Raw genomic sequence first — 12,325 nt, forward strand, 5'->3', positions numbered from 1 at the left:
CGGAAGATGAAACAAGTGCTTGCAAAAGTAGCGGAAGGAATGGATCTAACCAGTGCAGAGTTAGAAGCGGCCATGGAGGAAGTCGTTGCTGGTCGTGCTTCAGAAGCACAGGTGACGGCCCTTCTTCTAGGTCTCAAAATGAAGGGAGAAACGGTTGAAGAGCGGACGGCTATTGCAAAAGTGATGCAGGCCTATGCCGTCGCTATTCCTACAGAAGTTCAAGGAGCGATGGACAATTGTGGAACGGGGGGTGATCGTTCTTATAGTTTCAATATTTCAACAACAGTTGCCTTCGTTCTTGCTGGTGGTGGCATCAAGATGGCGAAACACGGAAATCGTTCGATCTCTTCTAAATCTGGTTCTGCGGATGTGCTAGAAGCGCTAGGGATTAACCTTGATTTGGGTCCAGAAGATTTGGGACGAGTGTTTGAAAAGGCGGGCATTGTCTTTCTGTTCGCCAAAAATCTGCACCCTGGCATGCGCTATATTATGCCCGCTCGCTTGGCGCTAGGGGTTCCAACGGTGATGAACTTAACCGGTCCTCTTATCAATCCGATTCCTCTAGAAACCCAGCTATTGGGAACCAGTCGTCCAGATATGCTGGAAAGTACGGCGGAGATTCTAAAGAATTTGGGTCGGAAACGCGCAGTGGTGGTGAGTGGTCCACAAGGTTTAGACGAGGCAGGCCTTGATGGGAAAACCCAGCTCGCTATTCTGGAAGATGGACAGGTTACCTTATCCAGCTTTCAACCAGAAGATATGGGAATGGAGCGCATCGAAATTGATCAAGTACGAGGTGGAGACGCCAAACGCAATGCGGAAATTTTGCTCAGCGTCTTGAAGAATGAAGCGAGTCCGTTCTTAGAGGTGACTGTTTTGAATGCTGGCCTTGGTTTTTATGCCAACGGCAAAGTAGATTCTATCAAGGAGGGGATTGCCTTGGCACGTGAAGTGATTGCCAGTGGGGCCGCCCTTGAGAAATTGAGATTATTACAGGAGTATCAAAAATGAGTCAAGAATTCTTGCCAAAGATTCTAAAGGAAAAGGCGCGTGAAGTGGCTGTGATGAAAGAAGAGGAGCTCCAACCTTTGCGCGAGACCTACCGCCTGTATGATTACCTAAAGAGTCATCCAGAAAAGCTTCAGGTCATTGCGGAAGTGAAAAAGGCTAGCCCGAGTCTGGGAGACATTCATGTCGATGTGGATATCGTCGCGCAGGCTAAGACTTACCAAGAAAATGGGGCCGTGATGATTTCTGTCTTGACTGATGAAGTGTTTTTCAAGGGCAGTATCGAGTATCTCCGGGAAATTTCTAGTCAGGTGCGCATTCCAACCCTCAACAAAGATTTCATTGTGGATGAAAAGCAACTGATTCGGGCGCGAAACGCAGGGGCAACTGTGATCTTGTTGATTGTTGCAGCCTTATCAGAGGCTCGTCTGAAAGAACTCTTCGATTTTGCGACCCATCTTGGACTGGAGGTCTTGGTGGAGACCCATAATCTGACAGAACTAGAGGTAGCTCACCGGATTGGGGCTCAGATCATAGGGGTCAATAATCGCAACTTGGTGACCTTTGAGACAGATCTTCATACTAGCCTTGAATTGGCGACCAATTTTGAACAAGAACCGGTTTACATCTCGGAGTCTGCTATTTTCACAGCAGCAGACGCGCGCATGCTGGCTCCTTATTTTAATGGCATTCTCGTTGGGACAGCCCTCATGAAGGCATACAATGTGGCTGAAAAAGTAAAGGAGTTGCAGATTGACAAAGGTTAAAATTTGCGGATTATCCACCCCAGAAGCTGTCCAGACAGCTGTTGAGGCAGGTGCGGATTACATTGGTTTTGTCTTTGCACCAAGCAAACGGCAAGTGACGCTGGAGCAAGCTCGGCAGTTGGCTACAGGGATTCCAAAGGGGGTTCAAAAAGTCGGTGTTTTTGTATCGCCACAAAGAGAAGAAGTGGAGCAAGCTTGCCAAGTTGTGGGCTTGGATTTGATACAAGTGCATGGGCCGATAGATGAAACCATCTTGCAAGACCTTCCCCGACAAACGATTCGCGCTGTTCAAGTGGGGAAAGATGCAGCTCTTCCTGAGACCAGTGCTGATTATCTGCTCTTTGATGCTCCTGTAGCAGGAAGTGGGCAGACCTTTGAGTGGCAAGAACTCGAAAGTCAAAACGTTACAAAGCCCTTCTTTATTGCAGGAGGCTTGACGGTAGATAATGTAGCAGATGCCATTCGCTTCTTTCATCCTTATGCGGTGGATGTATCCAGTGGGGTCGAGATAGATGGAATAAAAGATCAAGAAAAGATAAAACGATTTATAGAAAGAGTCAAGCATGGCATATAAACAACCAGATAAAAACGGATTTTACGGGCGGTTTGGGGGACGATTTGTCCCTGAAACCTTGATGACAGCAGTTTTAGAATTAGAAGAAGCCTATAGAGAAAGTCAAGCAGATCCTTCTTTTCAAGCAGAATTGGATCAGCTTCTGAAACAATATGTCGGTCGGGAAACACCGCTCTATTACGCTAAAAATCTTACCAAGTATGTCGGTGGAGCCAAGATTTTTCTTAAAAGAGAAGACCTCAACCACACAGGGGCTCATAAAATTAATAATGCCCTAGGACAAGTTTTATTGGCACACCGGATGGGCAAAAAGAAGATCATCGCAGAAACAGGAGCTGGTCAGCACGGTGTTGCAACGGCAACGGCTGCTGCTTTATTTGGTATGGAATGCACCATCTACATGGGGGAAGAAGATGTCAAACGCCAAGCCCTCAATGTCTTTCGGATGGAGTTGTTGGGCGCCAAGGTTCAATCAGTAACAGATGGGTCACGGGTTCTCAAGGATGCGGTCAATGCTGCCCTTAGAGCCTGGGTAGCAAATGTGGAGGATACCCACTATATCATGGGTTCTGCTCTAGGACCTCACCCATTCCCAGAAATTGTCCGTGATTTTCAAAGTGTCATCGGTCGAGAAGCCAAACGCCAATTTGCAGAGCAAAATGACGGTGCGCTGCCAGATGCCGTCCTAGCCTGTGTAGGAGGCGGATCGAACGCTATTGGGCTCTTCTATCCTTTTGTTGAGGATACCTCTGTTGCCATGTATGGGGCGGAAGCTGCTGGCCTTGGGGTAGATACAGACCAGCATGCAGCAACCTTGACCAAGGGACGTCCGGGAGTCCTTCACGGCGCCTTGATGGATGTTTTACAGGATGCCCATGGACAGATTTTAGAAGCCTTCTCGATTTCGGCAGGTCTCGATTATCCAGGGATTGGGCCAGAGCATTCTTATTTCCATGACATCAAGCGGGCAACCTATGTGCCTGTGACAGACCAAGAAGCCCTAGAAGCCTTTCAATTGCTTTCGAAAGTAGAAGGAATCATTCCAGCTCTGGAATCGAGCCATGTTATCGCCTATGCGGTGAAGTTGGCTAAGGAGATGGGACCTGAAAAATCTATGATTGTTTGCTTATCAGGTCGTGGGGATAAAGATGTGGTACAAGTCAAAGACCGCCTAGAAAAAGAGAGAGGAGAGTAAGATGGGAAAGACCTTAACAGAGCATTTACAAAAGCTGAAAGACCAGCAGCAAGGGATCTTTGTTCCTTATATTATGGCAGGAGATCATGAAAAAGGCTTGGCAGGTTTGCAGGAAACCATCCAATTTTTGGAGGAACTTGGTGTCTCAGCTATTGAGGTTGGTATTCCTTTTTCGGATCCGGTGGCAGATGGTCCTGTGATTGAAGAGGCGGGACTACGAAGTTTAGCCCATGGGACGACGACAGAGGAACTGGTGCAAACGATCCAGCACTTAGAGACAAGTGTTCCTTTGGTCATCATGACCTATTTCAACCCCTTGTTCCAATATGGTCTAGAAAACTTTTTTAGAGATGTAGAAGGAACAGCAGTCAAGGGAGTGATTATTCCGGACCTCCCCCATGAGCATGCGGATCTGGTAGAACCTCTCTTAGTGGATAAAGACATCGCTTTGGTGCCGCTAGTGAGCTTAACCACAGGAATCAAGCGCCAGAAGAAATTGATCCAAGATGCAGAAGGATTTATCTATGCCGTTGCCGTCAATGGAGTGACGGGGAAAGCTGGTAGCTATCGAGATGATTTGGATCACCATTTGGCCCAATTACATGAAATAGCGTCTATTCCTGTTTTAACAGGTTTTGGAGTTTCCAGCATGGAGGATGTTCACCGTTTCAACAAGGTCTCAGATGGGGTTATTGTGGGGTCCAAAATCGTTAAGGCTCTCCACCAAGGGGAGACAGACGCCATTGCTCGTTTTATTTCTCAAGCAGTGAAGGGTTAGAAGCTTCATTCCATTCATCATCAGCTTGATTCTCCTAGATCAAGCTCTTTGTCTACTATTTTAAACATTCCCCTCGTTGGTCTTTACAAACGAGGCTTTCTCGTTACAATAGAGGTAGTAACAAGAAAAGAGGAGAAGAGAATGATAAGCCTTGAAGAGATTGATCAAGTCATCCAGTCAGGTCCTTTTGAACCCACCTGGGACTCTCTTAGCCATCAAGTCTGTCCGGATTGGTATCGGGATGCCAAATTTGGAATGTTTATCCACTGGGGCGTCTACAGTGTACCTGCCTTTGGTTCAGAATGGTATTCGCGAAATATGTATATCCAAGGGAATCCTTGTTGTGACTATCATCGAGAGCATTTTGGAGACCAGGCCGGCTTTGGCTACAAGGATCTCATTCCTCTTTTTACAGCCGATCGCTTTGATCCGGCATCTTGGCTAGATCTCTTTCAAAAAGCGGGAGCCCAGTATCTTTTTCCAGTTGCGGAGCACCACGATGGTTTTCAGATGTATGCCTCTACTCTCTCGCCTTATAATAGCTTAGAAATGGGGCCGAGACGAGATGTCTTAGGAGAGCTGAGGAAGGAAGCAGAAAAACGTGGCCTGCACTTCTGTACGTCCTCTCACCGGGCAGAACACCAGTTTTTCTTTTCACATGGCAAGGAATTCACTAGTGACATTCCGCAAGAAGTCCCAAGAGACAGTCTTTATTGGCCAGCGGAGCCAGAGCCCAAGGATCATTTTGATCTGACTTCCAAGCCTTATCCAAGCAAAGAATTCTTGGAAGATTGGCTTTTGCGAACCTGTGAACTGGTGCGGGACTACCAACCAGAGCTCCTATATTTTGACTGGTGGATCCAGCATGAGAGTTTCCGTCCCTACTTGATGCGCTTTTTGGCTTATTATTACAATCTAGCAGCACAAGAGGATCGCAAGGTGGCTGTTTGTTACAAACAGGATGCCCTCCCTTTCGGTTCAGGAATCGTTGAGATGGAGCGGGGAGGATACGGAGAGACGCAAGCCTTTCCGTGGCAAATGGATACCGCGATTGCCCGTAATTCTTGGTGCTATACCCAGGATCTAGCCTACAAGACCAGTAAGGAATTGCTACAAAATTTAGTTGATGTTGTGGCAAAAAATGGCAATCTTCTGCTCAATATTGGACCCAAGGCAGATGGCACGATCCCTGAGCAAGACCAAGACATCCTCACAGAGATCGGGGACTGGCTGGCGGTAAATGGAGAAGCCATTTATCAGAGTCGGCCTTGGCGTGTGTCATCAGACGGACCGACCGAGGCCCAGGAAGGTTCCTTCTCAGATGGGCAAGCGCCACTCTATACCAGCCAAGATTTCCGCTATACCATGCGTGATGGTTTTCTTTATGCTATCCAGCTGGAACCAAGTGGAAGGATAGAAGAGTTGGCCTTACCGTCTCTCGCCTATGATCTCAAGCAACCGAGAATTCTTCATGCGCGCATTCAAAAGCTAGAGCTCCTTGGAGAAAGTCAGCCCCTTTCTTGGAGCCAAGATGAGACAGGGCTCCATCTTCAGTTACCAGCTTGCAGCAAAAAACAACCGCGTGTTTTGCGCCTCAGCTTTTAGTTTTCTTGAAGCTTTCTATAAGGAATCGTTTAGGTTTCTCTTGTATACTGTACTCATCCAATAAGAAATGAGGTACAGAAAATGAAAATCTCAGTTAATTATCCAAAACGCTTTAAGAAATTGCCACAACAAGGTTCTTGTTACGGTGAATAAACACTTCTCTTCATTTTTCATAAGAAACTCCTAAAGAAGGCTCTACCCGAAAGGGTAGAGTTTTTATGTACCAGAGACCTTGTGATTCGTGGTATAATAGGCCTATGGAAAAAAAGAATAAATTACTACTCATCGACGGGTCTTCCGTCGCTTTTCGTGCCTTTTTCGCACTCTATCATCAAATTGATCGCTTCAAAAATGCCAATGGTCTGCATACCAATGCGGTCTATGGCTTTAATCTCATGTTGAGTCATCTCTTGGAGCGCATCCAACCAACCCATGTCCTCGTCGCTTTTGATGCAGGAAAGACGACCTTTCGGACGGAGATGTATGCTGACTACAAAGGGGGTCGTGCAAAAACTCCAGATGAGTTCCGCGAGCAGTTTCCTTTCATTCGTGAGCAACTGGATCATTTGGGAATCCGCCATTATGAGCTAGCTCAGTATGAAGCGGATGATATTATTGGAACGCTGGGTAAGATGGCAGAAACTACCTCGGTGCCATTTGAAGTCACCATTGTCTCTGGGGACAAGGATTTGATCCAGCTGACGGATGACAATACGGTGGTTGAAATCTCCAAAAAAGGGGTGGCAGAGTTTGAAGAATTCACTCCAGCCTATCTCAAAGAAAAAATGGGTCTGACACCAGAGCAATTTATCGACCTCAAGGCCTTGATGGGAGATAAGTCGGATAATATCCCAGGTGTTACTAAGATCGGAGAAAAGACAGGGATCAAACTACTCCTAGAGTATGGCTCTCTCGATGGTATTTACGAGCATATCGATGAGATGAAAGCTTCTAAGATGAAGGAAAACCTCATCAACGACAAGGAGCAGGCCTATCTGTCCAAGACTCTCGCGACCATCGATACCAATGCGCCCATTGAGATTGGCCTGGATGATATCACCTATACGGGCCCCCATCTAGAAAATCTCGCCAAGTTTTATGAGGAGATGGGCTTCAAGCAACTCCGTCAGGCCTTGGATCTCAGTGGAGAAGAGGCGGCTCCTGTAGCCATTGACTATACAGAAGTCGAGCAAGTCACTCCAGATATGCTTACGGAAGATAGTTTCTTCCATTTCGAGATTTTTGGGGACAACTACCATACGGAACCCATTATCGGCTTTGCATGGGGGACCAAAGGTCAGCTCTACGCGAGTACAGATACTGGTCTTTTGCAAACACCGATTTTCAAAGAATTTCTCGAAAAAACGCCCCTCAAGGTCTATGACTTCAAGCGGGCCAAGGTCTTGCTCAGCCACTTGGGCATTACCCTTCAAAATCCCGCGTTTGACAGTCGATTGGCCAAGTATCTCTTGTCGACCGTAGAGGACAATGAGATTTCAACCATTGCGAGTCTCTATAGTCAGATTGCGCTGCCACTGGACGAAGTCGTTTATGGCAAGGGAGCCAAAAAAGCTATCCCAGAGAAGGCGGTCCTATTAGAGCATTTGGCACGGAAAGTCGCTGTTCTACTGGATACCGAAGAGCCTATGATGGAGCAGTTGCAAGCCCATGATCAGCTAGATTTGCTTTATGATATGGAGCAACCACTAGCAGCTGTTTTGGCCAAGATGGAAATCGCGGGGATCAAGGTAGAGCGCCAGACCCTCCAAGATATGCAAGTGGAAAACGAAGCGGTCTTGGAACGCTTGACCCAAGAAATCTACGAGCTTGCAGGAGAAGAGTTCAACATCAATTCTCCAAAACAATTGGGTGTCATCCTCTTTGAAAAATTGGAACTCCCTCTTGAATATACGAAGAAGACCAAAACCGGCTATTCCACAGCTGTTGATGTCTTGGAACGCCTGGCTCCCATCGCACCAATTGTGTCTAAGATTCTTGAATACCGCCAAATTGCTAAGATCCAGTCGACCTATGTCATCGGTCTTCAAGATTGGATTTTGGAAGATGGGAAGATCCATACCCGCTATGTACAGGATTTGACGCAGACAGGCCGCTTGTCCAGCGTGGATCCCAACCTGCAAAATATCCCTGTCCGATTGGAACAAGGTCGCCTTATTCGTAAGGCCTTTGTCCCAGAAGAGGAAAACAGTGTCTTGCTCAGTTCGGACTATTCACAGATCGAATTGCGCGTCTTGGCCCATATTTCGGGAGATGAGCATTTGATTGACGCCTTTAAACATGGGGCAGATATCCATACATCGACTGCTATGCGCGTCTTCAATATTGAAAAACCAGAAGATGTGACGCCGAACGACCGTCGCAATGCAAAAGCAGTAAACTTCGGTGTGGTTTATGGAATTTCCGACTTTGGCCTGTCTAACAACCTAGGGATCAGTCGAAAAGAAGCCAAGGCCTACATTGAGACCTATTTCGAACGCTACCCTGGCATCAAGGACTATATGGAGAGAGTGGTACGGGAAGCGCGTGACAAAGGCTATGTGGAGACTCTCTTCAAGCGTCGTCGGGAGATTCCAGATATCAATTCTCGCAACTTCAATGTTCGAGGCTTTGCGGAGCGGACGGCTATCAACTCACCCATCCAAGGATCGGCAGCAGACATCTTGAAAATTGCTATGATCCACTTAGACCAAGCGCTAGAAAGAGGAGTATACAAGACCAAGATGCTTCTTCAGGTGCATGATGAAATCGTTCTGCAAGTACCAAGTGATGAACTGGTAGCGATCAAAGAACTCGTCAAAGAGACCATGGAATCCGCTATCGAACTTGCAGTACCACTGGAAGCCGATGAAAACGAAGGCAAGACATGGTATGAAGCCAAATAAAATGGAAGTCGTACAAGCACGTCCAGTATCATATAAATTCTTAAGACAAGAAACACAAAAAGGAGATTCTTATGGCTTATTCATTTCGCAATCCTAGTGATGGCATTATCAAACATTACCTAGAAACCAGCAAGATCATTGCTGTAGTGGGATTATCTGATCGTGAAGATACGACCAGTCATCGTGTCAGTAAGGAGATGCAAGAGCGAGGCTATCGGATTATTCCTGTCAACCCCCGCGCAGCTGGTGGCCAGATCCTTGGAGAAACGGTGTACGCTAGCTTACAGGAGATCCCATTCCCAGTAGATATCGTTGATGTATACCGTCGCAGTGAGTTTTTACCAGATGTGGCACGTGATTTTATTGAGAAGGATGCGAAAATTTTCTGGGCACAATTGGAGTTGGAAAATCAAGAAGCAGAAGAAATCCTTCGTGGAGCTGGACGGGAAGATATCGTCATGAACCGCTGTATCAAACGGGAACATACCAGACTGATCTTAGGAGACTCCCTATACGGTTTATAAATGATAAACAATTGACATAGAAGAAAACCCCAGCAAGCTGGGGTTTTCTTCTTACTCTTATTCAGTTTCATGGCTTGGATGGCCTGTAAAATGGCGAGGCCCTTGTTTAATCTGCTTGATTTGATCATAAAAGGCAATTTGGCAGTTGATAAAGTAAGGCATGGTATAAAAGCCGATGACATCGCGCGTGAAGTAATTCAAGAAGTACCAACCAACCAAGGTTAGATCGAGCACCAAGCGATTGCTGCGGAACCCTTTCATGGTTTCACGACTTTGGCGAAGGACTCCAAAGGCTCCCTTGTAGTCGCCGTCTCGTAATTGCTCATAGAGGATCAATTCGACCAGGCTAAGACTGTAGTATTGTGGCAGGTAAAAGAGGAGGCCAATCAGGCCAAGTATGACACCAGCAGTCATCAGAGGCATTTGTTGCATGAGAGATTGGAATTCAGGACTGGAAGCACTCAGAGTGCTAGGGTTGCCCACCTTATCGTAGATCGCCAAAAATCGAATGCTAGCGTAGGTGCTGATGAGACTCCCCACATAGAGGATGAGTCCCCATAAAAAGAGGACGGCTTGCTTCAAGATCAAGGTGGCAAATACAGAGGTAAAGCGATCTTGTTTAAAGATATCTAACACACGTGTTCGGTGTTCGATCTTGGGATTAATCGTATCTAAATAGCTAAAAGTCGCACCGACCACTAAAATGGAGATGACAAAGGAGACGACAGAAGGAAAGAGTTGCCGCTGGATCATGTAGATACTTGCTTGCTGCAAGGTCATATCCGGTAGTAGATCGACCAGATCTTGCCCACTTAAGAGGAAGTTAGCAAGAATGGTCAACAGGACCGGAAGAGCAAAAAGGATAGCTAAGCCCGGTTGCTGGACTTGCATGGTACGTGCCCGGAGGCGAATCAGTTTAAGGTTCATAGATGACACTCTCTTCATAGTAGTACTTTTTATTATAACATAAGTCCGTGACAGAGCCGGTAAAATTTGGTACAATCGTACAGGTGCTCACAGGAAAACTGTGACAGGAATAAGAAGGCTGGGACTGTTTTTCCCAGTACGGAGGTAACCATGACAGATTCACCGATTCAATATCGATTAATCAAAAAAGAAAAGCATACAGGTGCTCGTCTGGGAGAAATTATCACCCCTCACGGGACCTTCCCAACCCCAATGTTTATGCCTGTAGGGACTCAGGCAACCGTTAAGACCCAATCGCCAGAAGAACTCAAGGAAATGGGTTCCGGAATTATCTTGGCCAACACCTACCATCTCTGGCTTCGTCCCGGGGACGACTTGGTCGCAAAAGCAGGAGGACTGCACCAGTTCATGAACTGGGACCAGCCGATTTTGACAGATAGTGGAGGCTTCCAAGTCTATTCATTAGCGGATACCCGCAACATCACCGAAGAAGGGGTAACCTTTAAAAACCACCTCAACGGCTCGAAGATGTTCCTCTCTCCAGAAAAGGCCATCTCCATCCAAAACAATCTAGGGAGCGACATCATGATGTCCTTTGATGAATGCCCTCAGTTCTATCAGCCCTATGATTATGTGAAAAAATCAATCGAACGGACCAGTCGTTGGGCAGAACGTGGCCTGAAGGCTCACCGTCGTCCTCATGATCAAGGTCTTTTCGGGATTGTTCAAGGGGCTGGATTTGAAGACTTGCGCCGTCAGTCTGCCCAAGATTTGGTCAGCATGGACTTTCCAGGCTATTCCATCGGTGGCTTAGCTGTTGGGGAAAGCCATGAAGAGATGAATGCCGTGCTTGATTTCACAACTCCGCTCTTACCAGAGAACAAGCCACGCTATCTCATGGGAGTAGGAGCTCCAGACAGTTTGATTGATGGGGTTATTCGTGGAGTGGACATGTTTGACTGTGTCTTGCCGACGCGGATTGCGCGAAATGGTACCTGTATGACTAGTCAAGGACGCCTAGTAGTGAAAAATGCGCAATTTGCAGAAGACTTTACACCGCTGGATCCCGAATGTGATTGCTACACTTGTAAGAATTACACCCGAGCTTATCTTCGCCACCTCCTCAAGGCAGATGAGACCTTCGGCATTCGCTTGACTAGCTACCACAACCTCTATTTCTTGATCAACCTCATGAAACAGGTCCGTCAAGCCATCATGGATGACAATCTCTTAGAATTCCGTGAGCATTTCGTCGAAAAATATGGCTATAACAAATCAGGACGGAATTTCTAGAAATAGATAAATAGGAAGAAAAAAGACTACATCCATCTGAGAATAATAGGAATAACTGCTAGACGCAGTAGTTGATTGGTATCTTTGTTCGCTTGTTAAGCTCCAAAGATAACCTAATCAACTGTGCGGGGGCGAGACGACGAACAAATTGGATATAAATTTGTTCTGTCTCGCTCCCTTTTTCCTATATAATAGCAACTTTTTTAGCACTCTATTTCTTTCGAAAACACTTTCATCAAAAAAACGAAAAAAATCTTCTCAAATCCCTTGCATTGGGCCTTTGTTTGTGTTAAACTACTATGGTGCTGTGAAAAACAGCTATTAGCTTTGATGCAAGAGGTTGCGACACGCTCGGTTGCATTGCCACGCAACGCGCGTCGGTTTTCTTGTGGAGCTAGCCTATTATCTTAAATAGACGAAAAGGAGAAAAAGATGGCAAACAAAAAAATCCGCATCCGTTTGAAAGCGTACGAACACCGTACACTCGACACAGCGGCTGCAAAAATCGTAGAATCAGCTACTCGTACAGGTGCACAAGTTGCGGGTCCAATCCCACTTCCAACTGAGCGTAGCCTCTACACAATCATTCGTGCGACTCACAAATACAAAGATTCTCGCGAACAATTCGAAATGCGTACACACAAACGTTTGATCGACATCATCAACCCAACTCAAAAAACAGTTGACGCTTTGATGAAATTGGATCTTCCAAGTGGTGTAAACGTAGAAATCAAACTTTAATCTAAAGCTT

General features: G+C 46.4%; 11 protein-coding genes. 10 read left to right on the forward strand and 1 reads right to left on the reverse strand.

Annotated features, from left to right (window positions below; genetic code table 11):
• Nucleotides 1-6 precede the first annotated feature (6 nt).
• The 8 genes from trpD to HMPREF1195_RS09825 all read left to right on the forward strand — a co-directional run bounded on the left by trpD (nucleotide 7) and on the right by HMPREF1195_RS09825 (nucleotide 9,354).
• A complete protein-coding gene (gene trpD / locus HMPREF1195_RS11335; RefSeq protein ID WP_037599893.1) occupies nucleotides 7-1,011 on the forward strand; it encodes an anthranilate phosphoribosyltransferase in 1,005 nt (334 codons plus the stop codon).
• Nucleotides 1,008-1,775 (forward strand): indole-3-glycerol phosphate synthase TrpC, encoded by a 768-nt coding sequence (gene trpC, locus HMPREF1195_RS09795; RefSeq protein ID WP_023920168.1) that lies wholly within the window; start codon nucleotides 1,008-1,010, stop codon nucleotides 1,773-1,775. Before trpD ends, trpC begins: the two co-directional genes overlap by 4 nt.
• Nucleotides 1,762-2,349: a phosphoribosylanthranilate isomerase gene (locus HMPREF1195_RS09800; protein WP_023920170.1), complete on the forward strand. Its 588-nt coding sequence runs from the start codon at nucleotides 1,762-1,764 to the stop codon at nucleotides 2,347-2,349. Before trpC ends, HMPREF1195_RS09800 begins: the two co-directional genes overlap by 14 nt.
• Nucleotides 2,339-3,544, forward strand: coding sequence for a tryptophan synthase subunit beta (trpB, locus tag HMPREF1195_RS09805; RefSeq protein ID WP_023920172.1), 1,206 nt, complete (start codon nucleotides 2,339-2,341; stop codon nucleotides 3,542-3,544). Before HMPREF1195_RS09800 ends, trpB begins: the two co-directional genes overlap by 11 nt.
• A 1-nt stretch (nucleotide 3,545) precedes the next feature.
• Nucleotides 3,546-4,322, forward strand: a complete 777-nt coding sequence (gene trpA / locus HMPREF1195_RS09810) for a tryptophan synthase subunit alpha (RefSeq protein WP_023920174.1) — start codon at nucleotides 3,546-3,548, stop codon at nucleotides 4,320-4,322.
• A gap of 141 nt (nucleotides 4,323-4,463) precedes the next feature.
• Nucleotides 4,464-5,927 (forward strand): alpha-L-fucosidase, encoded by a 1,464-nt coding sequence (locus HMPREF1195_RS09815; RefSeq protein ID WP_023920176.1) that lies wholly within the window; start codon nucleotides 4,464-4,466, stop codon nucleotides 5,925-5,927.
• 257 nt (nucleotides 5,928-6,184) lie between these two features.
• Nucleotides 6,185-8,830, forward strand: a complete 2,646-nt coding sequence (gene polA / locus HMPREF1195_RS09820; protein ID WP_037599875.1) for a DNA polymerase I — start codon at nucleotides 6,185-6,187, stop codon at nucleotides 8,828-8,830.
• A gap of 71 nt (nucleotides 8,831-8,901) precedes the next feature.
• The gene (locus HMPREF1195_RS09825) at nucleotides 8,902-9,354 is read left to right on the forward strand and encodes a CoA-binding protein (protein ID WP_023920180.1); all 453 of its coding nucleotides are present in this window, start codon (nucleotides 8,902-8,904) and stop codon (nucleotides 9,352-9,354) included.
• 57 nt (nucleotides 9,355-9,411) lie between these two features.
• Here the strand turns inward: HMPREF1195_RS09825 and HMPREF1195_RS09830 are convergent, their stop codons facing one another.
• On the reverse strand, nucleotides 9,412-10,281 hold the full coding sequence (locus HMPREF1195_RS09830) for a DUF975 family protein (RefSeq protein ID WP_023920182.1): 870 nt from the start codon (nucleotides 10,279-10,281) through the stop codon (nucleotides 9,412-9,414).
• Nucleotides 10,282-10,431: 150 nt separating this feature from the next.
• On the opposite strand from HMPREF1195_RS09830, the gene tgt reads away from it, so the two are divergent.
• Nucleotides 10,432-11,574 (forward strand): tRNA guanosine(34) transglycosylase Tgt, encoded by a 1,143-nt coding sequence (tgt, locus tag HMPREF1195_RS09835; RefSeq protein WP_003010858.1) that lies wholly within the window; start codon nucleotides 10,432-10,434, stop codon nucleotides 11,572-11,574.
• 432 nt (nucleotides 11,575-12,006) lie between these two features.
• Nucleotides 12,007-12,315 carry a 30S ribosomal protein S10 gene (rpsJ, locus tag HMPREF1195_RS09840; RefSeq protein WP_003009585.1) on the forward strand — a complete coding sequence of 103 codons (309 nt, stop codon included), beginning with the start codon at nucleotides 12,007-12,009 and terminating at the stop codon, nucleotides 12,313-12,315.
• The last annotated feature ends 10 nt before the right edge of the window (nucleotides 12,316-12,325 follow it).

The sequence above is a fragment of the Streptococcus parasanguinis CC87K genome (assembly GCF_000507765.1).
GTDB classification, from domain to species: domain Bacteria; phylum Bacillota; class Bacilli; order Lactobacillales; family Streptococcaceae; genus Streptococcus; species Streptococcus parasanguinis_J.

What these genes read in the sequence shown, in the direction of transcription:
- polA (WP_037599875.1), top strand. Translation starts at nt 6,185, where the DNA reads ATGGAAAAAAAGAATAAATTACTACTCATCGACGGGTCTTCCGTCGCT.
- trpA (WP_023920174.1), top strand. Translation starts at nt 3,546, where the DNA reads ATGGGAAAGACCTTAACAGAGCATTTACAAAAGCTGAAAGACCAGCAG.
- HMPREF1195_RS09830 (WP_023920182.1), bottom strand. Translation starts at nt 10,281, where the DNA reads ATGAACCTTAAACTGATTCGCCTCCGGGCACGTACCATGCAAGTCCAG.
- rpsJ (WP_003009585.1), top strand. Translation starts at nt 12,007, where the DNA reads ATGGCAAACAAAAAAATCCGCATCCGTTTGAAAGCGTACGAACACCGT.
- trpC (WP_023920168.1), top strand. Translation starts at nt 1,008, where the DNA reads ATGAGTCAAGAATTCTTGCCAAAGATTCTAAAGGAAAAGGCGCGTGAA.
- tgt (WP_003010858.1), top strand. Translation starts at nt 10,432, where the DNA reads ATGACAGATTCACCGATTCAATATCGATTAATCAAAAAAGAAAAGCAT.
- trpD (WP_037599893.1), top strand. Translation starts at nt 7, where the DNA reads ATGAAACAAGTGCTTGCAAAAGTAGCGGAAGGAATGGATCTAACCAGT.
- HMPREF1195_RS09825 (WP_023920180.1), top strand. Translation starts at nt 8,902, where the DNA reads ATGGCTTATTCATTTCGCAATCCTAGTGATGGCATTATCAAACATTAC.
- trpB (WP_023920172.1), top strand. Translation starts at nt 2,339, where the DNA reads ATGGCATATAAACAACCAGATAAAAACGGATTTTACGGGCGGTTTGGG.
- HMPREF1195_RS09815 (WP_023920176.1), top strand. Translation starts at nt 4,464, where the DNA reads ATGATAAGCCTTGAAGAGATTGATCAAGTCATCCAGTCAGGTCCTTTT.